Consider the following 26,891-nt stretch of genomic DNA (forward strand, 5'->3'; position numbering starts at 1 on the left):
AGCGACGGCATCCAAAATTCGGAAACGCGCTGGACCAAATTTGGCGACGTGATCGATTTATCAACCGTCGCCCTACCGGGGATCGCACTTGCAAACTAACGAAAACAGGTATGCCACGCTAGATGGCATCCGGGGGATTGCCGCACTCTTCGTCGTCACGGGGCACTTGCCATACCTGTTCGCCATCGCCGGATTTAGGCACGCGTTTCTGGCGGTCGACCTGTTCTTTGTGATGAGCGGCTTCGTGCTCGCACGCAGCTACGAGGACAGGCTGCTGAGCGGCCACACGAACACCCGGTCATTCATGCGAGCCAGAGTGCTGCGCCTCTACCCGCTTTATATCCTCGGAATCATTGCCGGAGTAGCATCGGCATTCCTCGACGATTTCTATGTGGCCTGCACTGCCATCACCGTCCCGAAGTCGATCGCGTTAGCACTTGCACCGGCCGCCTTCATGCTGCCAGCATTCGTGAACATCGACTTGTATCCTTTCGACCGCCCAGCGTGGTCATTGATGAACGAGCTGATTGCCAACTACCTCTACGCGCGGTTCCTGCCCCGGCTATCAAAGCGCACGATCCTGCTTGTTGTCAGCGTGACGTGGCTGATGATCGTGTTCGTGACGAGTTGGAGAACACTCAACGCCGGTTTTACCTGGCAGAGACTTCCTGTCGGGCCGGTTCGGGTCATCTTCTCTTTCCTGATCGGCGTGCTGATTCACCGCGGCGCGCCTACCACGCGCACGGTAAGCAACGCCGCCGCGCTCCTGATTATTGCGGTCGTCGTCGGCACGCTCGCCCTCGACGTTCCCCGACGCTTCGACGCCCTGTATGTGATCGTGTCCGTCACCGTGATCTTCCCGGCAGTCGTGTTCGCGGCGACACGTTTCGAACCGCAAGGCTGGTTTAGGAAGGCGTGCGCGGCAGGCGGCCTCGCGTCGTATGGGATCTATGTCCTACACGCGCCGCTTGGCGGAATGCTCAACACCTTCGGTTTGTGGGTGCTTGGGTTGAAACCCGAGCAGGTCGCCATGACAGGCTTGCCGTTTATCCTCGTCATTTCGGCCCTGGCGATCCTGCTCGATCGTAGCTACTCACCCGCAATTCGACGCGCTCTCACAAAGGGATGGATCTCACGCCGTGCGAGAATGACAACCCCGGCCACGCCACAGGAAACGCAGCCCAGCACCACCTAGCGCAGTCTCCAGCGACTCGCCCGCTGAGCCGCTGAAGCGGGAGGGGATCAAGCGTACGCGCCGTTACGGATGGCATAGTCAGCAGCAACCTGCGCAGCCGGATCCGCGCCGGATGCGGTCAGGTCTTCCATGTAGGCCATGTAGACACTCCCCTGCATCTTTGCGCCGCCGATACCCATGCTGTGCGTCGATGCGTCCTGCAACGTTGCGGTGGTGCCGAACGAAAACTTGAAGGCGTTATTGACGAACACTTTTACTACCGCCCCGCTGCCCTGTTTCTGCCAGGAGAGCGCGAGCTGCTGAGGTGACCCGAGCGTGAAGTTGGCGCCGAGCGCCGTCGGGACAGGACTGTTCGCCTGCTGGTTTGCAACAATGCGCGGAGATTTGTTATCGCTACCTGTATCGATATTGAACAGGCAGTTTTGTGAGTCAATCTGGAGCCCCCATATGGGCGCGAACGCATTGGCGTTTGCTGGAGCTGCGGCCAGCTTCAGCCACATGATCGCAAGCCAGTCATCATTGCTCACGTGCATGTCATACGTCGAACCCAGGCCGAGGCTACCTGCGGACGTGTTTTGACCTGGAAAGGAGATGCCGCCATTGGCGCCGACGTTGGTCAGGTTGAAGGCGGTATTTCCCGCGGCCGCGACGGCAGCCGTCGGGGCGCCCGTGACAAGGTTGGTAAATAGCGCACCCGCACTCATCACCCCGGTTGCATTCGCATTGCAGGCCGGGTTGCTGAAGTCGAACAGGAGCTTTGACCCCGCGTTCATGATGCCGTCCGGATACCAGAACGGCAGATCGGTCGGCAGGGCTTGGGATAGATTTAAAAGAACCGGGTTAATGGTCGGCACGGTTTACCACCCCTTTGATTGAATGAAAGCGTAGATCGCGTTAGCCACAATGGCGTATCCGGCATCGTTAAGATGCAGCGCGTCCTGCGTGCTGGTTGCCGTGTAATAGGCGCGCAGCGACGTCGGCGGCACGTCGTTCGTCACACAGCGTTGATCCTCTATGCTGCCCGTCGCGTTGTTGATGAGGGTGCGCCGGACGTCGATATAGTTGTTCGGGTAGGTCGCTGCCAGGACCGCGTTGATCTGCGTGACGATCTGGTTGTAGCCGGTCTGCCCGACATACTCGGTCGAGAAGTCACCATTCAGGACGGACAACACGACAAAGCGCTTGTTGAGCGGCTTCAGGAAAGCGATGCCCTTCGCAACATCGCTGAGCACCTGCGTGGGATTCGCGTAGTTATTGCGCCCCCACCAAAACACCTGTGGGTTCAGGTCCGTGCTCCACGTATCTACGTAAAACGGTGCAGAAGGACTGACTGCGACTGCCGATCCAGCGGTATCGCGCGTGAACGTGTAGTTGAAGCTGTTGTCCATCGCCAACGTTCCATGAACGCCAGCCCATGTCCCCGTCCACGTGAGCGCGACGTTCGCAAGATTGCCGATCGCGATAGCCGTTGAATCCCGCGTAACCGAGACCGCGCCGCTCGCGGGAATCGAGCCGCCCGCCGGAATGAGATTGGGGTTATAGGAACCCTGGCGGAATGCGATCTGCCAGGAGGTTTGCCCGCCGATCCCCTGTTTGTTGACGTAGATATTGAGCAGGGGGCCAAGTGTGACCGGATACCCCAATCCACCAACGCCACCAACGCCCGAACCCGTGCCCGCCGTCAGACTGTCGCCAAACGAGGAGTATTGGGATGCAACCGGGAACACCGGATATTCGGGGCCGCCGCCGAGCGGCTGGTAGTAGTGCTTCTTTGGCAGCCCAACGACGCGCTTGGCATAGATCACGTTGGTGCCGCTAGCATCAAGACGCGGCGCATAGTTGGCACCAGCCGTCGTGAGTTGTTTAACCACCCCGGTCGTCTTGTTGTACGACCATATCTGCGGCGTGCCACTGACATCCTTCACGTACGCCGTGAAGTTAGCCGTATCGAAAATGTCCGGACTGTCGATCGGCATATCGATCTGCGCCTTTGAGAAGCGCTCGACTCCGTTCGCCTGAATGCCACCGGTGATCCGCCCGGCCGCACCGAGACGGGCAAGCGCCCAATTCCCGAACTGGCCTGTCGTGCGCGCGTCGATCGCGTTGAGGCTGTTCGGCCCGAGCGGCAAGACACCCTCAGTCGCACCGAGTCCGATACCGTAGAACCCGTCACTTCCCTTGCGGACAACCAGGCCATTTTTAGAACCGACTGTCCTGAATTTCGCGGTGAACGTGCCGTCCGACAGAATGGCGCGGCCAAGACGGTTATTGCCATCCTTCGCGCCCTCAATAACGGTAGGATTGCTACTCGTCAGCGTATAAAGCGACGCGCTGGGAATGTAGTTCTGAAAGACTGCGGTCCCGGCATTGTTGAGATACAGCGCCAAGATCTGACCGGTTCCCGCTACGGTGACATAGAAGTATTTCCCTGTCGTCACACCTGCGAGACCGGCGGTCGTCGTCGCATAGATGCTGTTTGCTGCGGCTGCAATGGCGGCTTGCTGGATGGTGGTCGTTGCATTGGCCGCTGCCGCAGATGCGCTGCTAGCAGCCGCCGTAGATTGCGCGGAGGCAGTATCGGCGCTGGATGATGCCTGGGCTATCGCCGCATTCATGTCGCCAAACTCCGTGGCGATTTGCTGTGCAGATGCGGCGCTTTGGGCAGCGGCAGTGGCGCTTTCGGATGAACTCGCTTGTGCTTGCAGCACGTCAGTCACGACCGATCCGGCAGGACCAATGCTAAGTATCTGCGTCTTCGTGCCAACGGTTACCGTTATGCTTGCCATGGACTAGATCCCCGTAGTTGCGCTAGGTGACAAGTACGCATCCCCTGCAAGCAGTCTGATGACCTTTCCCGCAGGCGATTTGATCTCCAGATCCCATACGCCCAATTTGGCGCTCCGCAGACCATTAACGATGTATTTCACCTGGGTATAGTCGATAACGAGAGCGGATGACAGCGCCGCCGCGATGTTGGCAACACCTACGCCCAACTGCTGCAACGTGATTCCACTGGTGTTGTCGAGCGTTATCGCTGCGGCCGTCGCGCCATAGTCCGACCTCACCTGCAGCTTCGCCGTGTACGTGGTCAGATCGGGTGCGGACCCGTCATCTTCCGTGTAAGCAAATGTGATAGGCAGATCGACGCCCTGCTCAATCAAAATATCCAGTCTTGCGGCACTCATCGGCCCCTCGCAGAGATAGCGGAAAACAAAAAGCCGCCCGAAGGCGGCTTTGCAATTTCAATGTAGGCTGCAATCAGGTCTTAGGAAACCTGGCCTTGACGGACTTACAGCTCTCGATCCATTCAGTGGTGCTATCGGGCAGTTTTACGCCCTGCTGCGCCAGCGCGTCGAATCCCTTCATGATCGCGTCGATCTGGTCGCCGATCGGCATATAGGCTTTCTCGCGTAGCGGAGCAGGATCGACCTCGTGGTGAATCTTCATGCCTGCGTCACCTCAAACGTTGCGTCTAGCATCGGCCACGCCGACACCTTCACCGCATAGGTTCCCGGCTGTGTGAATGACAGTTCAACCGTACCGTCGGTGACGGCGTAGTCAGTCGCATCGACACTCACGACGGCCGAGGCCGGCACGTTCTTCAGCGTCATGCCGTCCAGCGTCGCGGAGTTTGCAGGGCGCGGCGTGATGGCACCGGCCACAATATAGTCAGTTGCCGGATATCCGACGCCCTCCACGATCTGACCGCCTTCTGGCACCACCTGCACAGCTAGCATGGATTGCGGGACTGAGCCGAAGTACAGGATTTTTCCGGCCGCATCTGCCGCCAGAAATAAGGCGTTGCCCGCGATCGTTGGGATGTCCGTCATCGCTTTGCCTCGAAAATAATCAGCGAGCAGTTGGCCACTGCTCCCGAACCGCTGATGGAAACGGTGTAGGAGCCTGCTCCAGGCTGGATCACTATTGCATTTGACGCGTCAGTTGGTCCGCCGTCGCCGGAAACCGTGACACTTTGGCCTGCGATAGTAGCCGTGAATGTGCCGTTCAACGGCTGGCCACCCAAAGCCGGTGACTGGAATCCACCGACAGACGCAAACAACTGCACTGTCATAGTCCCGCCCGAAGACTGGTATCCAACCGCCGAACCGTTGCCAAGGCCGCCCCATGCCGCCATCGTCGACACAGCATTGCCAGCAATGCGCAGCGTATCAATCTGGGCTGTACCGATTTTCGCCGTGGTGATTTCCGCATCGCCAATTTTTGCGTTCGTTATCTGGCCATTGCCGATTTTCGCGCTGGTAATTGCGGCGTCACCTATCTTTGCTGTGCCAATCGCTGCGTCCTGGATCTTTGCGCTGCCGATCGAGGCATCTTCGATGAAGGCAGAATTCATGAAGACCTGACCGCCCTGAATCACAAACGGCGCAGAAACTGCAGACCCATTCGGATCGAGCACTGCAAAGCGGCTTGCCGCAACAAGCACCTGCGACTCAATGACCCCGTTGTCGTTCTCGACGCCCGTCCCGATCGCCGCGACGTATGTGCGGCCGCCGACGGTGAGCGCGGTCTTGATCGTGTACATCGCCGCGAGTTCGCTCGTGATCGCATTGGCTTGCGCAACCGCGCCGGCGCCAGAATTCACTTTGTCGAGAAGCGCCTGCGCGAGCTGAGTCTCTGTAATTTCCTGCGTCAGATACGCCAGAATGGTCGAGGCATCCGAACTCGATTGCCCATGCACCCCAGCTGCGGCACTATCTGGAAACCAGTCGCCGACGTTGCCCGTCGTGTCGACCAGTCGCCCCCAAAAATACAGGTCGTATCCTGCCGCCAAGCCCAGAAGTTGCGCCTTGCTCGTCGGGTAGCTGTACCGGCCGAGTGCGGTCGCTGAAGCAAAGTCCGACGTATGACTGTAATAGATCTCCGTGTATGCCGTGTCTCCGGAACCGGTCGGGAACGACCAGTCGAGCTCAATTGCAAACACTAGCGCCGTCGATGCGATCAGCGACGCCAGCACCGGCGGAGGGCTGGTCTTCCCGGTCAGTGTCGTAAGCGACGAATATGCTGGGATCGACGTGACGCCCATCGCATTGACCGCACGCACACGCGCCTCGTACGCGCCCTGATAGATTCCGATCACCTCGGCCTGCAGGCCCCCGGTCGGATTGACGGAAACCCAATCGCCGTTGTCCTTTCGCCACTCAGGCAGATATGAGACGGCATTCGCCGCGGCGTTCCATGCGACGACCATCGTGGTCTTCGAGATACCCTGGTCGATAGCTGAATACGTCGACAGCACAATGTTTGTCGGCGGCGGCTGAACCGAAGGTGGAACGACCGTGATCGGTCGCGCCTTAATCTGCGCGCCATTGTCGATCGCGGCATACTTGCTCGGCTCGTGCTGCGTCGCGTTGACCGTATACGTGATCTGGCCGTTGTCCGAAGACTCCTGAATGCTCACCACGCGAAACAGTTGCGAGGCGAGATCCGTACTCTCCAGCATCCAGATTGCGCCACGCACCGGCGCCGAGTCGTATGCAGCCGTCAGTTCGATTTCGTCGCCCGATACCGAGTTCACAGTTCGCGCCTGCGCGATGCCAGACGGCAAAATCGTCGTCAGCGTATCCCCGGGTGAAGTGGTCGGCGCTTTGTCGAGCGTGATCTTCACACCGCTCACGCCGCGGACGCGCCCCCCCATCCGACGACCAGCCTTCGCCGGATCCGCAATCGCGATGATCTGGCCGGGCGCGCAAAGCGTCCCGTCGAGCCCGACTGCAAACGATACCGTGTCCGTCTCGTATCGACTGGTGACCAGCGTCCACAGTCCGAGCCGGTGCGCCTGGCCCTGTGATGTCGTGCCGAATGCGGTGATTTGCGCCTTCGTGACACCGTAGCGCGCGATTCCATCTTCGTCGAGCACCGGCTCGACGGTCTGTTTGTACTGATTCGCCGGATCGTTCCAGCTTATGAGCGCAGTCGTATAGCGCGTCTTCAACGCCGAGCCCACGTATTTGAACTGACCGCCGACGACATTCGCGGCGGTGTACACGTACACCGGATCGGCCGGCATATCGGATGCCGCCACCACGGCACCAGGTCCCCAGTACGCAATGCCGCGAAACGTAGTCGCCAGATCCTGAAGCACCTTGTAGGCATCAGCCTGAGACTGGATCACGCAGTTGCAGGTAAAGCGCGGCTCCTGCCCAGTCTTGCCGTCGGACACCATCACGTCGCAATACTGCGCAATCTGGTAAAGCCCCCATTTGTCGACCATCGAAGCATCAACACGGTTGCCAAGACCATAGCGCGCATTCAGCACCAGGTCGTAAAACACCCATGCTGGGTTATTCGACCACGCGGTTTTGAACGTGCCATCCCAGGCGCCGGAGTATGTCCGCGCCACAGGGTCATAGTTCGTGGGAATGCGAAGCAGCAGACCTTGGATGTCATATGCCCGCGTCGGAACGGTACTGAACGACTGTGCATCGAACGACAAGCCGATAATCGCGCTCATCGGGTACCGGAGTTTGCGGTCGATGACCTCGGTGATTGCCTCGATGTTGATGGTATCGGCGATCAGGGAGCTGTGAGCGTTCGGCGTTATGCGGCGCACGCGGACGAGCCAGCCTGTGGTCGCCGCCGGCAGATCAATGCGGACGCTTCGTTCGTAGAGCGTTGTCGTCTTCCCATCAAATGCGCCGGAAACGACCTGCGAATAGGACCCACTGTCTGTTGCGAGATCGATTGCATACTCGATGCGGTAACCAGTCACATTCCCGGTCGATGCATCCGATTTTTGCAGCGCAGGCACGCCGAATCGCAGCCGCACGGCTGTGAGCTGCGTATTGCTGATCGCGTGCACCCAAGGAGTGTCAGACGTCAGCGGTGTCGCGACTGCGGTTTCATTCTCGACGGCAGGAAAGCCCGGTAGGTAAGTCTGATCCTGCGTGCCGGTACGCGTGTCGACGCTATAGTTTGAGAAGTTAGTTGAGCCGTCCGAATTCTCGATCGGCGTGCCGTCGAGAAAAACTGACTGGAGACCGTTCACGAGCCCTGCAATCGGCCCCTCTGACACGACATCGAGCACCTTGGCATAGGCGATCGAATGCAGACTATCGGGCGACTGCGTCGGCGTGCTGCTCGATCCGCCCTTCGAACCTTGAATGTGCATGTCAGTTCTGATCCTGGGCGTAGATTCCCGAACTGATGACCTTGGAGCCGACGATCATTCGGCCGTACACCAGCGGCACTGGCTCACCCTGCGCGGCGCTGTTGATCGGCCCGTTGAAGTAGTAGGACGTCCCATTGTTCGTCGTTCCGGCCAGGCCGGTCGTCTGTGGGCTGAGCATCTGCATGATGCCGCCCAGCATCATCGACGCACCCATGCCGATCAGCGGCGTGCCGGAACCGCCGTAAATGCTAATCACAGCACCAACGACGATCAGGACAGCCCCAAGAATGGTCTGGAACAAGCCGCCGGTCTTGCTCCCCATCAGGATCGGCGCAATACGGATCTCATCTTCGCCGACCGGGTGCGACAGTTCATCCTCGGCGAGATTCTTGCGGCCGTTGAACACCGCGAACGTCAGGCCATTGTCCTTGGCGTTCATCATGAATTTCTCGAATCCGGGAATAGTCACGCACAGCGCGCGCATCGCCTCGCGAGTTGACGCGACGGCTAGCCGGTGAACGCGTCCAAACCGTGCGCCGACAATGCCGTACAGACGAACCGTTCGGAGTTTTTCGCTCACGCTGCCTCCCTGTATCGCAGCACGGTGCGCAGGCTGTGCGCCCACATTCCGCCCCACACCGTGCGACCTGACAGCCGGCCATGCATGTGATGCAGCAGTACGCCGTCTCCGAGGTAGATGCCGGCGTGATTCGGCACACCGTTCTTGCTGCGGATCTGCATCAGCAGCACGTCACCGGCCAGCAGATCGGCCGCTTGCCCCATGTCGGCAAACCCGGCCTCTTCGAAATTGTCGAGGTACAGATTCGACTTCCCGTCGTCCCACCATCCATCGAGTCGCTCGAATTCAGGCAGATTGACGCCGCGCTCGAGGCGGTACCAGTCACGCACGAGCGAATAGCAGTCGAGCGCCCCATGCGTGAACTCGCGCCCGATCAGAGGCGCGATATAACCACTCGGCTCGAACTCGCACCAGTCGTCGACGCCGATCGCGCCATCCGCCTGAGCGCCCACCGAGACGATCACCCACTTGCCGATGCCGCTGCGCTCGCACATCGTCTTGTCGGCCATGCTCGGGCGCGCCGGCGCGCCGGGATGCGAATGCACGAGCGCGACGACTGTTCCGCGATCCTCTGCCGCCGCGTAGTCTTCCGGCGACATCGCAAAGTGCTCAGACGGCGTGGCCGCGACGTTCCGGCTCGGCATGTAGGTTTCCACGCCGGCCACGAGCACCAACAGCCCACAGCACTCGCGCGGGTATTCCGCGATCGCGTGCGCGGCGATCGCATTTTTGATCTGCTCGTTCATCAGGAAAGGGTGTCGCTAAGGAAACCGCCCCATGGGAGCGGGTTATTGACGCCGAATCGGCATTCGCAACCACTGGTCTTCAGACTGCAGCGGTCGAGAGCAGGATCGCTCACCGGCTGGTCATTCTTGTCGAAATATGCGATACCGACGTAGCCACATTCCGGCCCGCGGTATTTGAAAGAACAAAGGCCCGCGATCTGGCGCGCGGGCAACTGCTGCCCGCCGAAGTCGAGTGCCGACGACAGCATGAAATCGACCTGAACGTTCGTTTCGCTGCTCTTCTGCTCGATGTACCAGAGCTCGGGCGCCATCTCCTCGCTAGGGTCCGCCGTCGGATTGCCCGCCGGAAAGTTGGCTGCGTCGAGGTATTTCACCAACGTTCGGCGCCGGCGAACTTTCGCGCCCACCATATCCGCCAGATACACGCAGAGCGCCGACACCGTCCCGTCGATGTTGGCGACCGACAGGGTCGGCGATGGCTGTTGGGAGCTCGAAGTATGTTCAAACCCCGTTGCCTCGATAGGCCATGCCCTATATTCGTTCCCCTGCCACCAGATCGATTGCGATTGAAGGTGGCCGTGAAATCTGAGCACGTCGCCTCCGATCGCCGTGCAATCGACTTCGAAAAGCTCGATCAGCGCCCCCGGCTCGAGCTGCTGAATGTCGGAGGTGATCGTCATGGCTTATGCCGCAAAGGTTTGATTGAACGTCGCAGAAAGCGTGTACACACCGCCGTCCTTCGTCGGTTCGGAGTAGTTCTCACACGTGAAAAGCCCCGGGTCGCGCAGCGGTGGCTGCCAATAGAACCCGGATGACCCATCGTGAGCGTCGAGGAAGGCAACAATGGCGGTGATCGTCTCGGCATTGTTGATGAATGTCAGACTGAACGAGGAAGCGCGATTATTCAGGCCATCCTTCACGCGCTGCGCATACCCATCGCCAAATTGCGCCTTGCGCACCCGGAGCGTCGCGCTGCCCGAATAGTTAGCGACCGTCGGCACCCATTCAAATATGTCGATCATCAGGCGACACCGTTCTGGATCTTCCAGAGCACGCCGCCCTGGCGCCGCTCATCCTGCAATAGCGATTGGACAGCCCGGCGGATCTTCTTCCCGAGTTCAGCCGAGTTTTGCTGATTGGCGGCCGGGTCGCTTCCGCCATCCATCGTGACCGGAACGGTGATGTTTATGTCCCCGCCACTGCTGCTCGAGCCGAGGGCGTGATTCGGTACGATGGAGCCGGACGAACCGGGCGTGAAAAGCTCGGGCCCCTTCTCACCGACGAGATATGTGCTTCCACCCGCAACCGGACCGCCGCTTGCGCGCGCCGGCAGACTGGCAAATGACGGCATCACTGCCGATGGCCCCATCAGCGAAGATGAGTAGCTCGATCCCATGACGCCAGAAGCCGCGCTGGCCGCCGTCGAGGTCGTCGCGAGCGTTCCGAAGCTGTTGGCGATGCCTCCGCCAATCATGCCCGCCACCATGTTGAACAGGCCCGAGATCGCCGCACGGGCCTGCATACGCACGATGTCGGCGATGATGCTGTTAGCGAGGCTCGTGAAACTCAGCTTGCCCGTTGTCACGAAATTGGCGATCGAGTCTTCCATGCTCTTCGCCATATTCGTGAAGGACGAATCGACCTGCGCGGCAACGTTGTTCGCGCTGTCCGCATAGTTCTGGATCGCACGCGATGCGCCGGTCGTCCAATCCTCATTGGCGGCAAGGATGTCAGCCGACGACTGTCGCGCGATCTGGATGGAACTGTCGTAATAGGCCTGCGTAGCCTTCAATTCAGCGTTGTACTGGTCCTGCCCAATCTTGTTTTCGCTCAGCGACTTCGACAGTGCTGCGACCTTCTTGTCATAGTCCTCCATGAGCTTGATCTGAGCGTCATAGTCGGCCTTTGTGTTGCTGCCCATCGACAGACCGGTGAGCTTCATGGATGCCGCAGCCTGCTGCGTCTGGAGCTGCTGCTCCAGACTGTCAGCATAAACCGCCACCGCAGTAGCCTCCTTCGCTGACATTTTGCCGATGTCATCGCCGAACTTTTGGTAGTTGGCGGTCATCTGCTGCTGGAGCCGCTGAATGTCGTCAGCATATTTTCGGTATGCCTCGGTGTTCTTCTTGCCTTCGGCGATTACCTCTTGCTGCCTGTCGATCTCGATCCGTTTTTGCAGGGCGGATTGCTCAGCAACATAGCTTTGCGTCAGCGCGTCCTGCTCGCTGATGACGCCTTCCGCTCGCAGCGCCTTGATGTGATCGAGCGACGAGCGGACCGCGTCCTCGATGATCTTCTGCTGATTTGCGAGCGCCGCCAGGTCGGCATTTATGCCATTTTCGTTCGTCTTGGGCGACTTCCCCTTATGGTCTTTGTCCTTGTCATTGATCTTCTGTTCGTCGGCAAGCTGCTGCTCCCAGCTGAGGCCGAGCGGCGTCGCGATGGTGTCAATGTATTTCTGAATCTCCCTGGCGCGCTTCTCGGCCGGCGTCGCAAACTGCGCATTCCAGGTGTCATAGGCATGTTTGCCGTCGATCAATTCCTGTTGCTGACGATCCTGACGTGCCTTGTCCCGAGCGTCCTTCTCCGCCTTTTCCCGCGTAGCAATCGCTTTCTGCAGGTCCGCCTCGTCTTCCGGCCCCCACTGGTTGATCGGTGAGCGCGCGGCCTTGTTGGCCTGCATACGCGCGACCACTTCTCCCGGCCCAGCCGCGGCGCCGAACTGGCCGACTGCCTCGAGCGCACCATTGATCATCGACTTGATGTCGCGCCACCCCGCCAGAATAATTCCTTCGTTCTTCGAGATTTCCTTTGTGCGTTCGTCCATCGCAGCCGAAAACGCTTCTACGGCAACCTGTGCAGCGCCGGTCGCGTCACCCTGTTTCTCAAGCGCGGCGATCTGATCGTAGGTCGATACGGTCAGATAGTGATACTGGTCGTTCAGCTTGACGGACGCCTTCACTGGATCTTCAGCGAGCTTCGTGAAGTCGTCGACCATCTGCTTGACCGACACGCTCGTGTAGGTCGCAGCGTCGGCCGCTGTCCTGCCGAGGTTTGCGATTTCGTCGCCGGTCAGCCTGCCGGTGGCGGCCAATTCCGTTACTGCGGTTGCCGCAGTACTGAATGTGGCGCCCCCTGCGGTCGCCGCAGTCGCCATGTTCCGAAGCTGGTCAGCCGTGACGCCGGCGTAATCACCCGTCAGCGCGAGCGCCTCATTCATTTTCCCGTTTTGCTGTGCGACATACAGCATCGCACCGCCGATCGCCACTACGGACAGCGAAATCGGATTCAGCAGCAGATCAAGCGCGCCGGCGAGCGACAGGAACCGCGTGAAGGATCCGGCAAGCTTCGTATAGTTGCCGTTTGATGCCTCGCGACCGAGCACCATCAATTCAGCCGTAACGCCAGACGTTGCGCCGCTCGCACCGTGCGCCGCCGCCGTATCCACGGCGTACATCGCTGCCATTTCTTCGCCGAGCGCGATCTGTTGCTTACGCAGCTCGATTTCTTTGGCGATCGCTGCAACCTGCGCAGTTTCGGCTTCGGTAAAGCCCGCCATCTGCGCGTCATAGACCGCCATTTCTGCCGCGGATGCCGTGAGCGCCGTAAGCTGCCGGCCGAGCGCCTCGGTAACCTTGGCTGCACCCTCGCTGATCACGGTGGATGCGACTTCGAATTGAGCAGCCACACTTGTTTGCGCCGTTGCCGCCGCATCTGCTGATACCGCGATACCAGCGTTCGCCCTTTCGGCCGCCGTCGCGGCCGCCGCCATCGCGTCGACGCTCGCAGCGTAGCGGTCGGCCGCCTCCGTGCTACTGGTTATCGCCGCCGCAGACTCGAGTGAAGCAGCAACCATTGCCGAAATGCGGGCGGCAGCCGCTTCGGCACTCTCGCCGACCGTCGCGGTCGAGCCAGCGGCCAGCCCATTTGCCGCGTCGATCGCATTCATCTTCTCGATGTATGGCGCGATTGCGTCGGATACGCCCAGAAGTGATGCTTTGTACGCGAGCAGCTGCCGCGAATTCATCCCGTACGTGTCGGCCATCTTCGCCGCCTGCTGCACAAGCGAGTTGATCGCCCGCTCGCTCGCCTTGCTGCCGTTTTCATTGGCTTCAGCGATCGCGGCCTGTGCAATCAGCGTACGTTGCGCCGCAGCTTCCTGCGAAGCAATAAAAGCTTCCATGCTGCGCTGCGCACGCTGAACACCGCTTTCAACGCCGGTGGCATCGAGCGAAACGCGGATCAGTGTTTCTTTGTCAGCCACCTGTCAACTCCGTTACTTTTCGCTGGAACACTGCATCAACAGCCTCGGCCGCAGCGGTCTTTTTCGCTTCGTACGATGGCCGCAGGAATGGATTCGCCGCCATTTTTGATGTACCCGCCTCAACGAAGCGGCCGTAAAAAGCCTGCTTGCTCCATGTCACGATGTAAGAGGCAATCCGCCCTTCGACGGACTGCTCTTTGTCATAGGCAATCAGAATGTTGTCGCGCAGGAAGCCCGGATAGATCTCTGTACCCTTCCGCTCGTATGTGCGGATGCCGACGGGCACACGCAGCTTCATTTCATCGAAATAGACGCGCGCGCCAGCGATGGCCGCCTGTCGCAACACCGACTCGCTCGTGACGTTGTCGAGCGCCCGCAGCGCGTCAGTCAATGCCTCCGGGTTTTCAACGACGAAGCTCTTTGCCATCGCTACACCTTGCCCGGGAACATCATCGACAGAATGAGGTTCCCCTGTGCTTCAGGGTCATCCAGCAACACAGGCTTCGTTTCGGCCACATCTGCCTGCCGCGACTCATTCCACGTCATGAAGTCGAGCGGACCCCACGGCTCAGGTTTGACCTTCGAGTTGCGGTTCACGTTTGCCAGCATCGATGCAATGGTGCCGGCACGGAGATCGTCGTAATGGCTCCCGCGGTGATCAATCTGGTAGGAGGCCATGTACTCAACGAACTCCGCGCTGGTAATCCGCTGTTGCAGCTCCCTTACTGGGATGCCGAAGTCGATGCTGAGCTGGAGCCAGAATCGCCGCTCGGGGCGGCTTCGGAGTTTTTTACCGCGGTCTCCACAGCAGCCGGCTCCATGCCGTTGATGCGCACGGCAACCGCCGCAATTCGATCGAGCACGGCGGTTCCCTGCGCGCGCAGGTTCGCGACATCGGACTCGTCCAGCACGAGCGCGCCGGTTTCATCGACGACGGTGGCGAGCAGCAGATCGGCTTGGGACTGGCTGATCGGCACCTTGCCGCCTTCCTTCTTCGCGAAGAAAGCATCGCGCGCGAGGCCCGACATTTCCGACACGAGAATGGAAACGCCGTCGCCCCACTCGGGTACGTCAACGGATTCGGTCTTGAGGTGTGCGGCGCCGAGGATGGCGACCTTCGTTTCTTTGCTGAGAATGGGCACGTTATGTCCAGTGTGTTGTGATGGGGTTTGACGCGGGTCGCGGGTTACGCGTAGACCACGTCACCGGTGATGCGGATCGATACGCCCGTGACTTTCAGAACGGCATCGACCGAGCCATCGAGGGGGCTATTCTTCACGTAGCCCGAGAACGTTGCAGACTTGCCACCCGGCACCACCAGCTTGAACGACTTCTGCGTGCCAGCACGTTTCGCCGCATCGCAGGCAACCTGTCCGGCATCGGTGAAATCCTTGTTCACATCGAACGTGAAGTGCCCGAAGTCCTGGATACCGAGCAAGAATTCCTTCGCGACGCTCGACATGTTGGTCGTGTCGATTTCGTTCGCCTGGCCGTCAAAGCCCTTGAAGTTCAGCAGGTTGTTGATTGGCACCCATTGAACCGGGGTTGCCGTACCGCCGTTCGTGTACGCTGCGCCACCGGTTGTGTCGACGTCAACCGCGTACGTGTTGGCCGTCACGTTCTTGATGACCGCGGTAACTCCGTTCAGCGCGGTGTTGCCGGCTAGCGCAGCGAACGTCACGACGTCGCCATTCGAAAAGCCGTGAGCAGCCGACGTTACGATCGTCGGATTGCCAAGTGCAAGGCCGGTGATGTTCTTGGCCGCACCGGTCGTGCCCGAGACGGAAAAGGTCGATCCCTGAGCGGAAATCGCTGTATTCATTTTCAGACCTCACAAACGAAATGGCCCGCTCAGGGCGGGCCGATAGAAGGGGAAAGCGGTGTTCGGTGTTACGGGGTGAACCAGATCGAAAAATCGAGGCGTGAACCGTATAGCTTTGTATCGGGCTCGTACACACTTACCGGAGCGCCAATGCTCGTGGCATTTATCGGCGCGACGGTGAGCGCATCAATCGCGCTCTGGATGAGCCGGATCGCGGGTGCCCGGTCATCCGCCCAGGCGTTCACCTGGACCCGCGCGTTTTGCAACGCCACGGTGTTGCTCAGGTAGTTCGTCGACTGGCCGCCGACAGCCTGATACGTGAAGTACGGCCGCAGCGAGCCAGACGGTGCTACGTCCGGATAGCAGCGGAACGTACCGTCGGTGTTCGCTACGAGCGATTTCAGCGCATTGAGGACAATTAGCTCTGCTGAGAGCGCGTTGACGGAAATCGCGCCCGCAGAATCAGCCATTATTTATGCCCTCTTTTGCTTGAAGCATGACGAGACGGTTTCGCTCGTCCTGATTCATCGACGCGTTGATGTCGAACACGCGCGACCCAAACAGCACGCGCATCGCGGCGACGTCTTTCGGGTTTTGCAGCTCGGGGCGATATCGCACGCTGATCGTATGCGTCACCTCCGCTTGCACGGCCTGCGCGGCGAGCAGCTCGCGGCCCGACATCGGCGAGACCTCACCCCAGCACTTGAATGCATCCGCCCAGACATTGCGCGGCTGGCCGAGGTCGTCTTGTGACGCTGATTTGACCTGGAAGGTAAGCCGGTGCCGGAGATTTCCGCCCCGCACCAAGTAAGTGTTAAATCCGGCCATGTCAGAATTCGGATGATCAGGCAGTGACGACGCGGAAGGAATCCAGCATCAGGTCGAAGAACGGCATCGGATCGACTTTGATCGAGCGCTCTGCGACCACTTCTTCGCGGAAGGAGTACATCGAACCAACGCGCAGCAGCATCCACTGCTTGATGCCCTGCGGCACGTCAGCCGCGGCGCCATAGCCTGCGGTGTAATTTACGGTCACAGCGCCGATCTCCGGGAGCGGGATCGGCCAGATGCGGCCGAACGCAGGCGTAATGCGCGCAGGGAGCGCCGTCAGATCGGCTACGATATTTCCGTCGGTGGATCGCTGAATGCTGTTGGACGGCGCGTCGAACGCAACGGTTTGAGAAGCCCCGGACATGTCGCGGTAGACGATGGAAGCGATTGTCTGCACCTTCCCCCGATCGAGCTGCAGGCAGATCGGGAAGTAGTCGAGCGCCAATTGCCACGACTGCGTGATGAAACTGCGCCCGGTCAGCGATTCCGCGAATTGGCGCGCCGCCACGATCAACGCCGTAATCAGGGTGTCATCGTCGGCGATGTCGACCTTGAGATGCAGCTTGGCCTCGTCGAGCGAAATCGGTTCGGCGGCCGGCGGGACGGTTTGAACTAGCATGGCGACTCACGAAGAAGCGGCCCCGAGGGACGGGGCCGCAGGCGACGGACTGCTTTAGACGATCTGTGCGACCGCGGCCTGATTGAAGGCCGAAGCCGACGCAAAGCGCGGGGCGATACCCAACAACTTGCCCGCAATCAACGAGGCCGCCGTGCCGACGGTCATGGACAGGCGCACGTAAGCGAAGCCGTTGGTGCCGTCCAGATCGTTGTCGGCGACCACTTCGATGTATGCCTGCTTGCCGTCACCGCTTGCCTTGACGATCTGATTGATCGCCTTGTTGGGGACGTCCTTGACGTTGGTGCCGATCGCGTCGGTGGCTTGCTGGACTTTTGCATCCAACGTCGCAGCGGCACCCATGACGCCAGTCTGAATTTCGGCGCAGAGGCGATGGAAGTTGGCGGCCGACACCCAGCCCGTGGTAACCGTGCCGGCCGCCTGGCTGACAGGGTCGATGGTGGCGAGCACCGAGACGCTCTCGGTGTACTTCATATTTGCGTTCATGGAGAAACTCCGAATGGGATGCGTGAGAGGGAAGTGGGCAATTCGCCCACTCCGTTTCGAGCGCTAATTAGCGCGCACCGAGCGTGACGAAGTAGCTCCGGGTGTTGGAGCTCTTGCCGGCCGGCGGCGTCATGGGGGCCTGCATCACCGGCTGACCGTCGATCCGGAAGATGAACCGGAACGCCGTCGCATTTGCATCGAAATACAGATGCATCGACGTGGCGGTTTCGACGCCGCCGGCCTTGGTGATCGTGCGATATCCCTTGAGCGAGATCAGCGACAGATCCGACTGCGAGCTGAACGCTGCGGCATGTTCCGACAGGATCAAGGGACGCCCGTTGAGCGTGCCGTCATAGCCGCCTTCACGAATCCCCGTGCCCGGCGGCAGAAAGATCGGGATCTGGCCGACCGTCATACCCTCCAGCGCCGGCAGAATGTCAGGGTTGCCGATCCAGACCGCGTTCTTAAGTTGACCCGTCATCAGACGGCTGCGCATCTTGGAAATGTTGGGCTGAGTGAGCGTGAGCGTTGCCTGCCCGGTTTCCTTCGCGACCACGACCAGTGCATTGCTGTTCATGCAGCCCTGCGGCTGGCCACCGCCGGTGCCGAACAGGATGGCCTCGTTGGTCTTCCACTGAATACGCTCGCTGGCCAGCGGCGTCAGATACGTGCCGAGGGCCGGCGCATCTTCCAACAGCTCATTGGTCACCGGAACGAGCACCATCAACTCTTTCAGGCGCAGCATTTCGGTGCCAAGCGCGAGCTTGGACTGTGCGTTAGCCGAGCCTTCGCCCTTCCAGTAGGCTTGCACACCGGAGGTGCTCCACGGCGTCGTTTCATCCTTCGGGAAGACCATGCTGTTGCTTGACACCTCAGTATTGAGCGTCATCGGCACCAGCGAGCCGTCGTCCAGCGACAGGCGCCAGATTTCCTGCGAGAACTGTGGGGGCACCGCGAAACCGCCGTCAGCACCGTTGCTTTCGTTGCCGTACGTCGTGGGGGCTGCCGCCATCATGCCAAGACGCCGGTCGAGCGTGCCCATACCAGACGCCGCCATGGCTGCGCCGCGGATGGCTTGTGTGAACTCGCCGAAGCTGCGGAAGCCACGGCGCGGGTCGCTCATGACATTCTCTTCGACCGAAATGCGCAAGCCGGCCGGCAACACGACGGTACCGACTGCAGTGGAAGCGGGCGGCGCATTCGCACCGGCCGCGCCGCCGCTCATCGGCGGCATCACAGCCTGCAAACCGGCTTCCTCGGCGATCAGTGCCTGCTCGCGATCGATCGATGCCTGTGTGGCAGCGATGCCGTCGCGCATAGCCTCGTACTGTTTGGTTTCGTCGTCGGTCCAGGCGCGGCTCTCAGCCTGGGCCTTGGTGTCGGTTTCATCGTTGAACCGGCGGGCGCCGGCCACCAGTTCAGCCTTCTTCGCCTGCAGTGCGCGGAGTTTGACGGACATTTTTATGCTCCAGAAATGCAAAAGCCGCCCAAAAGGCAGCCAGAAATGACAAAGCCCGCACTCGGCGGGTCTACGGGATTGCACAACGGCCCAATGGGGCCACGTCGTCAGGTCAAAGGACCATCCGACGGGTGGGCCGTGCCGGCCCTGATATCAAGTTCAAAGAGATAGCAGTTCAATTTCATTGCGGTTGGCCTGCGCGGAGCGGCCGGCGGGGCGTGTGCTTTTGGCATTGCGCTGCATCTGGCGAATGACCTGTTCCATAGTCATGACGCCATCTATCATGCCGGCAGCAAGCGCGGCATCCGCGCCCAATACGCGCCCCTCGCCCATGCCGTTACGCACCGAATCGATCGGAACGCCCCGCCCCTTGGCGACCGCTTTCGTGAACGCGCCGTAGTAATCCTGCGAGCGCTGATCCTGATAGGCGACAGCCTCGGGTGAGAGCCCATCTGCGTTGAAAGGGCTCAATTCCGTTTTGTATTTGCCAGCGCTGAAGAGTTTGATATCCACTCCCGCCATCTCCAGCGCCTTTGCGACGTTCTGATAGCCGGAATACACGCCGATGCTGCCCACTTCGCCGCCGGGGGCGCAATATGCCTCGGTGCATTGGGACAGCGCCCAGTAACCGGCGGATGCGGCGAGGCTCTGCGCGACACCGATTACCGGCTTCGATGCCTTCACGCGGTTGATCGCATCACCCAGTTCGGATGTGCCATATACGCTTCCGCCAGGCGTGTTGAAAACCATCAGCACTTGCGAAACCGTGTCGTCGGTCTCGGCATCCCCGAGCTGCTGCATGACCGCGCGAGAACTGACACCGCCATCGCATACGTCAATGTCGCCGGGCCATTCGACCATCGCGCCGAATACGCCGATGACGGCGATGTTACTGCCGCGTCCCGCGCTCTGGCGTGCCGGTGCCGCCGCAGCCGCCCCGTCTTTCGGGCCTGCCGGAGGCAAATCACCCGCATAGTGAGAGGCGAGCACGCTGGCATATGCCGCCATGCGTTCGGGCATCATGGCCCAGGGGTGGGACAGTGCCCAGGCGATCAGATGCGCGCTTCTCATGAGACATCTCCAAGACTTAAGAGGGCAATCGTCAACTGCTCCTCGGTATCCGACGGATCGGGTTTCCAGACGGCAGCCTGCTCTTCGGTGATGCCGAGGGCATCGGCCAGCAAAGCGGCCGGCACGGGCTTGCCCGCGACCAGACGCCGCGCCATGCGTTCGGCATTGCCGCGAACCACGCGCGCAAGCCGTGCAGAGGCGTCCGATTGCTGCTGATCGTCGTCGGCCGGGGGCGGATTTTTCTGCGGTGTCCGGTTGGGCGTGCCGCTGCTGCCTGCTGAATTCGGATCGCTTCCGTCGTCATTGACGACGGTCATGTTCAGCGGCATCAATGGCTCGTCAAGGCCATCGATCGGGTCATAGCCCTCTTCCTCGCGCCCTTCGTTGCGGAGCATGACGCCCGCATTAACCAATGCACTAATGCGCTGAGCGCGTGCGTTGCCATCGCCGCGCATCATCGGCTTGTGATCGAAATCCGGCTCGAGATCCGAGTCGGGACCGAGCAGATTGAAGCAAAGCGAGTATTCCCACTGCCGCGCCCATGGCAGCATCGTGTCCGTCCAGAATTCGATGGACTGCTGCTCGATGTTGCTGAAAGTCGCCTTGGTCAGGTCGCCGATCTTGTGCGGCGGGACGCGGAAGATGCGCGCGATTTCCGTCGTTTTGGCCTGGCGGCCTTCAATGAACTGACTATCCTTGTTCGTGAGGCCGAGTTCGTGAAACTTCATGCCGCGCTCAAGCACGGCGACTTTGCCGCGGTTCGAGCCGCCCTGCATGTCCTGCCATGAATCCCGAAACTGCTGCTTGACTTCCTTGCTGGCAAAGGTGCCCGGATATTCGATCCAGCCGCCGCCTGGCTTCGCATCGTTGGCGAAAAACTTCGTCGAATAGGACTGCATCGACAGCCCTTCGCCGATGGCATCGCGCGCCAGCGTGATGAGACTCAGGCCCATGTAGCCGTCATCGCTGAGGCCACGCAGATGCCAGATGTCGTGCCGACTGTAATAGATGGTCTGACCGCTTTGGTCGACGTAGCGATACCGGTAACTGCCGTTGTCCAGCGGCTCGATCGACATGCGATCCGGATGCAGCGGAAGCAGTTCAAGAATCTCACCGCGACTGTTTGCACTGATCTGGCAGAAGGCGTTTCCGCGAAGCGCCAGATGGCCCGCCAGCATCATTCGCCACTCATACGGCGACTGAAAGCGGTTCGGGGCTTTTTCGATCAGCTTGTAAAGCCAGTGATTCCGCTCTTTCGTGCGACCGCCGCCGACTTTCGGCTTGTACAGCTCGAACGGCATGATGGCGAACGACTCGGCCAGCACGCGCACGCAAGCCAGCACATCCGGCAGCGTCATGGCCGATGCAGGCGTCACGCGTGCGCCGGCCGACGTGCGATAACCGACTGGCGCAAACCAGAAATTCCCCCACGGGGATTTATCGGTCGCGACATCGGCGCGGATGTGCGAGATGAACATTAGGTCGACTCGCCAGTGTCAGATTTCGGCGCCGACGGCTGCTCCCAACCCGCGAGATATGCCGCGGCGAGAGTCAGGCCGATCAGGAGCGCGCCGGCTATGGCAATGCCCCACCCGGGATTGATGATCACGCCGCCAGCGAGGACCATTGCCCACCCGAGGAAAAGACAGATATTGAAAACTTTTACATTCATTTGTCACACCACGATGAGTTCATAGTCTTCGCCGATCACCATGGCGCCTTGCGGGTTCAGGCTCATCAGCGTGATGGCATCGAACGCCGCCATAAGCGGGTCAATTTTTGCCGTGCCGCTGGCCTGTTTCGTGATGTTCACGGCATTGCCGACTGGGACGACACGTGCATTACCTACACACCAGGCCATCATCCGCTGCCCGCCATGGACGAGAACGCCCTCCGCGAGCTTGCGTTCGGTCGTCTTGATTGCACCGGTCATCTTCCAGCCCTGCGAGATGCCGATCACCAGATCCTCGGGGACTCCCGCCTCGGCAAGCGCATCGAGCACGCCACCGATGCCGGCGGGGTCGGCGCCGACCTTATCTAATAGCCCGGCCTCATGGATGGTCGAGACGATATCCGCGACGTCGCGCACGTCATCGCCGATCAGCCCAACGACCGTCAGATCGCCTTCTTTCTCGAAGTCGCGCAGCACTGGCTCGATCTCTTTCCGCCGCTCGAACACGGACGGATGCGCCCAGGCGTGCGTCCAGAGCAGCCAGCGACGCGTCACTTTCTCGCGGCCGACCACCGCGAGGCCAAGCAAGTCGTCCAGGCCACCGCCGTCGATACCGACGTCAATAATTTCGGACCGCTCGATCAGTTCGTCGAGCGTCAGTTTCGGCACTGCTGCAGCGGCTTCCCAAAATTCCGCGCCAGCCCAGCGGTCAGAGCGCAGCGCGAGGCCGATTTCGACGTTAGCGTGCTTCGCCAGGAAGCCGCGGAACGACGCTTCGCCGCCTTGCTGTGCTTTCTTAAACTCGCGCTCGAGGAACTCCTGATCAACCGAATAGCCGAGGTTCGGATTGACCATGCCGAGGTTCTCGACCTTCAGGTGCTCCTTTCGAGCCACCATTTCAGGCGGGTGCTCGAAGATCACCGGTACAAATCGCCTGTCTTCGATCTTGCCGTCGCGCACGTCGCGCGCGTATTGCAATTTCTGGCGGAAGACACCCGCCGGCGGGTCATCCGATTGCGTTGTCAGATAGATGACAAAGCCCTCGGGTCGCGACGCGAGCCCACCAATCGCCTCGCGCAGCATGTTCTCGGCGTCGGCCTGCTTGCCGAACAGCCACAACTCATCGACCAGCGTGCCGACGCTCTTTTTGCCGCCGACCGTGTTTGAATCGGCTGCGACGACCTTCAGCGTCGCGCCGGTGCTGCGGTGCGTGATCGTCTTGATGTGGGTTTGGACCTGCAGCAGGTCGTCCAGATCCTCATCGTGCTTCACCATGTCCCGGCTCGGCGCGAAGCTGTTGTTCGCGACTTCGATCGTCGGCGCCAGAATCGAGAATTCGGCCGATTGACGCCAGTTCATGATGACGGACGTCATCATGATCCCGGCCGCGATCGTCGACTTCGAGTTCTTCTTCGGCAGGCAGATGAACCATTCGGTGATCAGCCGCCGGCCGCTCTCCTCGTCATAGGCCCCGAAGATCGAGGCGACGAGGTCAAACACCCACTGCGCACAGGACTCGCCGAAGGTCGGGCTTCCCGGCGCGTCGACGATCTTGAGCTGCTTGAAGACAGCCAGCGCCTGCTCGGCTTGCTCCGGAAAGATGGGCGGCGGAATGATCGACTCGCCGCGCTTGAGCCTCTCAGCCCAGTCCACGCAGCTCGTTTCCCAGTCCATAGCGTCACTTCCGGTTGTTCACGACCAGTTTCGGCGGGGCTGTCGTTGCGAACTTGTTCGCCGCCTTCTTCGCCCGATCGGCCTGCTCATCCTTCTTGCCGCCTTCGCCCCTCTTGGAGTAGAGAAACGGCAACGTCGCGGAAGCGGCGCGGACCTGTACCACCGTAGCCTCGACGCGCCCGAACGCAATGTCCTGCAGCAGAGTCAGCACGTCACTGCCCTTCACCGGCACAGGGACCGCTTTCGCCGGCTTGAGCGCGCCACCATGCGGCTGCGGCTCCAGCATCTCCTTCTTCGCGGCACGGCGCGGCGCGACTTTCTGCGTCACCGCTTCAGCCTTCGGCTTCCGGCCGGCGCCGGGGCGAGCACCACCTCGGCGGCTCGTCGCCGTTTGATTTTCGGCGGGTTTGATTTCCGCACTTGGCGACTTGGGCTTCCGACCGGCTCCAGGCCGCGAACCACCGCGCCCATTTGATTTGCCAGTCATTTGATTTCGCCTTGTTTGATTTCCGAGAGGTGTTTAAACGGGGATTTTTTGTCCGCGTGCGGGAACGGTCGGTTTCCCATCATCCGAAACGCTAGAGATTCGATGCCCCCACCCCATTCGTCGCCGCAGAGGCCATCAGCACGCCGCTGGGCGGCTTCGTTCAGACTCCCGCTCGTGCGGACGCCTCTTGCGCCGTCTTCGCCTTGTGGCAGTCATCGCACAGCAGGTTCAGATTTTCATCGTCGTTGCTGCCGCCCTGCTCAAGCGGCACATCGTGATCGACCTGATCGCGCCATGGGAACCAGGCGAGGCCGCACCGCTGACACGTGAACTGCTGCTCGACTGCGATGCGCTGCCGCGTCTTGACCCACTGTCTGCCGCGGATGCGCGGCGTGGTGCCAGCCTTCGCCTCAAGCATCGGAACGCGACTGAGCGTCTGCGCTCGCACGCGCGGCTGAAGCGTTTGCAGCTTCCGACTCATCGCACGGCATCCGATTGAAGATGCACCCATCGGCGAGCTGTTGCCATCGGGTGCCGCGAATAAAAAAGCCCAGCTATCGCTGGGCGAATGCCGACTCTCATCGACATGGAGGAGACTGGTCGAAGGCTAAGCGCGCTGTCCGCATGGCGCAGTGGCCGTCTATCGACGCGCGCGACCGGTTGCTTCGCCTTCGCGCATGACGATTCACTATCAGGGAGACGATGAAGCCACGACCGTTCGCGGTGGTTAGGCGCTAATCACCCTCTGATGGTGTGATCCAGTGCGTCGACGCGGGTCTATGACGGGAGTGAATCGCCATGCGTGAGGGCGAAAAAAAGCCCCGAGCGGCGGACCGTCGGGGCTTTGGAGACACTTATACACAGTGTCAGATTGGGGGCTATTTTACCGTCGAAAATTCCTTCGTCAACCGAAATCGTTCGGAATCCCTCGAATTTTGGGAACGCGCATCGTGCGACGCGGCGCTACCGGATTACTGATTGGAAATGCGCTTTCAAGGACTGGTGCGGTTCTCGCAACCAGCGGTCGCCACTTTCTCGCCAGCATCTTCATGTTTTTCGCCGGAAGAGCTGAGTCCGAAACGAGCGGCTATGTGGCGCTGTCCCACTCGGGTGAGCTCAGGATTCGGTTCGAGGTAGGCGGCCGTCGTGAGAATCGACTTGTGTCGCAGCACGCGTTGGATTTCCTGAATAGGCGTACCTGCCTCTCCAAGCATGGTCGCGAAGGTACCGCGGAGACGGTGCGGCGTGATGTGCGGCGCACCACAAGCCTGATTGGCCCGGAGCATCGCGTTGCGCATGAATCCGGGCGAGAGCGGCCGTCCATTTGGCTTGCTGATAATGAGGCCGCTCGCTTGCCGTCGAGGCGTCAGGTAGTCGAGCAGCCAGTCCGGAACTGGAATGGGCACCGATTTCCGGTCCTTCGTCTGGCCGGGTGCGTAGCTTTGACGCTCCCAATCCATCCATTCCCAACGTGCGGTGATGATCTCGGACTCGCGGAGGCCAAGGCCGATTCCGAGGCGCGCGGCGACCGATACCACGTCGCGCTTCCCGTTTTTATCGATTTCATCCAGCCAACGAAGGGCGAGGTTGGGCGGCAGTATTGCTCGAGGCTTCTTCTGCACCTTCAGCAGACCGACATCGAACGATACATCCTTGATCATCTTGCGGCGTTTCGCCCAGTTGACCAGCAGCTTCAGTGTCTTGACCCATTGGTTCACGCTCGCTGGCGCATGATCCTCTGCGTACGACCGCCGCGCGACCTCGACCGCTTCCGTGGTCAACTCGCTGATGCGAAGGTCGGCGAGATCGAACATATGGTGACGGCAGAACACGCTAATGTTCTTAACATGCGCGGCGCTCTCGGCCCAGGAGTTTGCCTCGATCCAAAGCGCCGCCAGTTGACGAAGCGTGGGAATGACGGATCGGCCAGGCGTGCGCAGCAGTGCGGCCTCAAAAGCGTCGTCGGCGATCTCTTGAGCCTTACGTTTCGCCTTTTGGCGTGTGGTGCGCTGAACACGCTTGCCGTTGAGGGCGAATCGATAGTGCCAAATGTCGCCCACCTTGAAGACCTCAGGCTTCATGTCAGATCCCGGAACTCAGACTTCGCCGATGAAATCGAGCGAGGAAAGGAGTCTGTCCGCGTTCTTTCGCGCCGTTGAGATCAAGCCGTCGACCGCCGGTACCGACTCGGCTGCATTTCCGACATTGGCATATTCGGAGCGCGCACGGTCGGTGCGACTGACAGGGTGAATGGCCGGCGTGCCGTTCATCCATTCCTTAATGATTCGCCAGTGCGCTCCAACAGTCTTCTCGGTGACGCCACATTCCTTAGAAAGAGCCTTGATCTCAATCTTGAGCCCGATCGCCTTCTCGACGAGGCGTCGGCGCAGACGATAGTTCGACAGATGGCCGGCAAGCAGCGTCTGCGCGAATTGCTCAAGGGTGCGGACCGCATCGTTCCAAGTTGGATTCGGCGTGTAGCCGGAGCAGCAAGCATTCGTGCACGTACACGGCATCGACCGCGGCGCGAAGCGAGCAATGAGCACCGCGACCTCAATTTCAGGCATCTGCTGCAGCTCGTACCAGATCATTCCCGCCTGCGCGGCGCCGTCATTGCCCGACAAGCCTTTACCCGTGCGACCGCCGGGCGATGCCATACGATCCGCGAGCGGGCGCCCCTGCTGTTGCATCGAATAGTTGAAAGCGAAAATCAGCGCATCTGCTGCCGTGCGAAACAGTTTTTCAGGCTGCTCCCGCTCAGACACCGCGGCGCCCATGCCTTGATCCTGCGCAATCCCCGCATTACTCATCATCCTCTCCTTTGTATTGCCAGCATCG

At 60.4% G+C, this 26,891-nt stretch carries 29 protein-coding genes; 1 reads left to right on the forward strand and 28 read right to left on the reverse strand.

The window, feature by feature from the left end; all coding sequences use genetic code 11:
- The first annotated feature begins 88 nt into the window (after window positions 1-88).
- Complete coding sequence (locus SB772_RS10595) at window positions 89-1,195, forward strand: acyltransferase family protein (RefSeq protein ID WP_410833206.1); 1,107 nt, start codon at window positions 89-91, stop codon at window positions 1,193-1,195.
- Between the two features lie 47 nt (window positions 1,196-1,242).
- Here the strand turns inward: SB772_RS10595 and SB772_RS10600 are convergent, their stop codons facing one another.
- The 28 genes from SB772_RS10600 to SB772_RS10735 form a co-directional block, all read right to left on the reverse strand.
- Window positions 1,243-2,049 (reverse strand): hypothetical protein, encoded by an 807-nt coding sequence (locus SB772_RS10600; RefSeq protein WP_410833207.1) that lies wholly within the window; start codon window positions 2,047-2,049, stop codon window positions 1,243-1,245.
- Window positions 2,050-2,052: 3 nt separating this feature from the next.
- A complete protein-coding gene (locus SB772_RS10605; protein WP_410833208.1) occupies window positions 2,053-3,912 on the reverse strand; it encodes a hypothetical protein in 1,860 nt (619 codons plus the stop codon).
- 72 nt (window positions 3,913-3,984) lie between these two features.
- Window positions 3,985-4,380, reverse strand: a complete 396-nt coding sequence (locus SB772_RS10610; protein WP_410833209.1) for a hypothetical protein — start codon at window positions 4,378-4,380, stop codon at window positions 3,985-3,987.
- 73 nt (window positions 4,381-4,453) lie between these two features.
- On the reverse strand, window positions 4,454-4,642 hold the full coding sequence (locus SB772_RS10615) for a hypothetical protein (RefSeq protein WP_410833210.1): 189 nt from the start codon (window positions 4,640-4,642) through the stop codon (window positions 4,454-4,456).
- Window positions 4,639-5,025: a hypothetical protein gene (locus SB772_RS10620; RefSeq protein ID WP_410833211.1), complete on the reverse strand. Its 387-nt coding sequence runs from the start codon at window positions 5,023-5,025 to the stop codon at window positions 4,639-4,641. Before SB772_RS10620 ends, SB772_RS10615 begins: the two co-directional genes overlap by 4 nt.
- Entirely contained in the window at window positions 5,022-8,324 is a 3,303-nt protein-coding gene (locus SB772_RS10625; RefSeq protein ID WP_410833212.1) for a host specificity protein J, read from the reverse strand. Before SB772_RS10625 ends, SB772_RS10620 begins: the two co-directional genes overlap by 4 nt.
- Window position 8,325: 1 nt before the next feature.
- A complete protein-coding gene (locus SB772_RS10630) occupies window positions 8,326-8,904 on the reverse strand; it encodes a tail assembly protein (protein WP_410833213.1) in 579 nt (192 codons plus the stop codon).
- The gene (locus SB772_RS10635) at window positions 8,901-9,650 is read right to left on the reverse strand and encodes a C40 family peptidase (protein ID WP_410833214.1); all 750 of its coding nucleotides are present in this window, start codon (window positions 9,648-9,650) and stop codon (window positions 8,901-8,903) included. The genes SB772_RS10630 and SB772_RS10635 overlap by 4 nt, the downstream gene beginning before the upstream one ends.
- Entirely contained in the window at window positions 9,650-10,330 is a 681-nt protein-coding gene (locus SB772_RS10640; RefSeq protein ID WP_410833215.1) for a phage minor tail protein L, read from the reverse strand. The genes SB772_RS10635 and SB772_RS10640 overlap by 1 nt, the downstream gene beginning before the upstream one ends.
- 3 nt (window positions 10,331-10,333) lie before the next feature.
- Window positions 10,334-10,672 carry a phage tail protein gene (locus tag SB772_RS10645; RefSeq protein WP_410833216.1) on the reverse strand — a complete coding sequence of 113 codons (339 nt, stop codon included), beginning with the start codon at window positions 10,670-10,672 and terminating at the stop codon, window positions 10,334-10,336.
- Complete coding sequence (locus tag SB772_RS10650; RefSeq protein WP_410833217.1) at window positions 10,672-13,914, reverse strand: phage tail tape measure protein; 3,243 nt, start codon at window positions 13,912-13,914, stop codon at window positions 10,672-10,674. The genes SB772_RS10645 and SB772_RS10650 overlap by 1 nt, the downstream gene beginning before the upstream one ends.
- Window positions 13,907-14,341: an HK97-gp10 family putative phage morphogenesis protein gene (locus tag SB772_RS10655; RefSeq protein WP_410833218.1), complete on the reverse strand. Its 435-nt coding sequence runs from the start codon at window positions 14,339-14,341 to the stop codon at window positions 13,907-13,909. The genes SB772_RS10650 and SB772_RS10655 overlap by 8 nt, the downstream gene beginning before the upstream one ends.
- Window positions 14,342-14,343: 2 nt before the next feature.
- Window positions 14,344-14,592: a hypothetical protein gene (locus SB772_RS10660; RefSeq protein WP_410833219.1), complete on the reverse strand. Its 249-nt coding sequence runs from the start codon at window positions 14,590-14,592 to the stop codon at window positions 14,344-14,346.
- A 44-nt stretch (window positions 14,593-14,636) separates the two neighbouring features.
- Window positions 14,637-15,056, reverse strand: a complete 420-nt coding sequence (locus SB772_RS10665; RefSeq protein ID WP_410833220.1) for a hypothetical protein — start codon at window positions 15,054-15,056, stop codon at window positions 14,637-14,639.
- Window positions 15,057-15,100: 44 nt separating this feature from the next.
- Window positions 15,101-15,736 (reverse strand): ubiquitin-activating E1 FCCH domain-containing protein, encoded by a 636-nt coding sequence (locus tag SB772_RS10670; RefSeq protein ID WP_410833221.1) that lies wholly within the window; start codon window positions 15,734-15,736, stop codon window positions 15,101-15,103.
- A 68-nt stretch (window positions 15,737-15,804) separates the two neighbouring features.
- Entirely contained in the window at window positions 15,805-16,206 is a 402-nt protein-coding gene (locus tag SB772_RS10675) for a DUF3168 domain-containing protein (protein ID WP_410833222.1), read from the reverse strand.
- A complete protein-coding gene (locus SB772_RS10680) occupies window positions 16,199-16,564 on the reverse strand; it encodes a phage head closure protein (protein ID WP_410833223.1) in 366 nt (121 codons plus the stop codon). Before SB772_RS10680 ends, SB772_RS10675 begins: the two co-directional genes overlap by 8 nt.
- 16 nt (window positions 16,565-16,580) lie before the next feature.
- Entirely contained in the window at window positions 16,581-17,186 is a 606-nt protein-coding gene (locus SB772_RS10685; RefSeq protein ID WP_410833224.1) for a head-tail connector protein, read from the reverse strand.
- A 54-nt stretch (window positions 17,187-17,240) separates the two neighbouring features.
- Window positions 17,241-17,690 carry a hypothetical protein gene (locus tag SB772_RS10690; RefSeq protein ID WP_410833225.1) on the reverse strand — a complete coding sequence of 150 codons (450 nt, stop codon included), beginning with the start codon at window positions 17,688-17,690 and terminating at the stop codon, window positions 17,241-17,243.
- Between the two features lie 67 nt (window positions 17,691-17,757).
- A complete protein-coding gene (locus tag SB772_RS10695) occupies window positions 17,758-19,149 on the reverse strand; it encodes a phage major capsid protein (RefSeq protein WP_410833226.1) in 1,392 nt (463 codons plus the stop codon).
- A 159-nt stretch (window positions 19,150-19,308) separates the two neighbouring features.
- Entirely contained in the window at window positions 19,309-20,010 is a 702-nt protein-coding gene (locus SB772_RS10700; protein ID WP_410833227.1) for a S49 family peptidase, read from the reverse strand.
- A gap of 206 nt (window positions 20,011-20,216) precedes the next feature.
- Window positions 20,217-21,698, reverse strand: coding sequence for a phage portal protein (locus tag SB772_RS10705; protein ID WP_410833228.1), 1,482 nt, complete (start codon window positions 21,696-21,698; stop codon window positions 20,217-20,219).
- On the reverse strand, window positions 21,698-21,892 hold the full coding sequence (locus SB772_RS10710) for a hypothetical protein (protein WP_410833229.1): 195 nt from the start codon (window positions 21,890-21,892) through the stop codon (window positions 21,698-21,700). The genes SB772_RS10705 and SB772_RS10710 overlap by 1 nt, the downstream gene beginning before the upstream one ends.
- Window positions 21,893-21,895: 3 nt before the next feature.
- A complete protein-coding gene (locus SB772_RS10715) occupies window positions 21,896-23,566 on the reverse strand; it encodes a terminase large subunit (protein WP_410833230.1) in 1,671 nt (556 codons plus the stop codon).
- Window positions 23,567-23,570: 4 nt separating this feature from the next.
- On the reverse strand, window positions 23,571-23,894 hold the full coding sequence (locus SB772_RS10720) for a hypothetical protein (protein ID WP_410833231.1): 324 nt from the start codon (window positions 23,892-23,894) through the stop codon (window positions 23,571-23,573).
- Between the two features lie 319 nt (window positions 23,895-24,213).
- A complete protein-coding gene (locus SB772_RS10725) occupies window positions 24,214-24,534 on the reverse strand; it encodes an HNH endonuclease (RefSeq protein ID WP_410833232.1) in 321 nt (106 codons plus the stop codon).
- Between the two features lie 511 nt (window positions 24,535-25,045).
- Window positions 25,046-26,134: a tyrosine-type recombinase/integrase gene (locus tag SB772_RS10730; protein WP_410833233.1), complete on the reverse strand. Its 1,089-nt coding sequence runs from the start codon at window positions 26,132-26,134 to the stop codon at window positions 25,046-25,048.
- A 15-nt stretch (window positions 26,135-26,149) separates the two neighbouring features.
- Window positions 26,150-26,866, reverse strand: a complete 717-nt coding sequence (locus tag SB772_RS10735; protein ID WP_410833234.1) for a hypothetical protein — start codon at window positions 26,864-26,866, stop codon at window positions 26,150-26,152.
- Window positions 26,867-26,891 lie beyond the last annotated feature (25 nt).

Origin of the sequence: Paraburkholderia sp. SIMBA_030, from assembly GCF_046535245.1 — a bacterium.
Classification (GTDB): Bacteria; Pseudomonadota; Gammaproteobacteria; order Burkholderiales; family Burkholderiaceae; genus Paraburkholderia.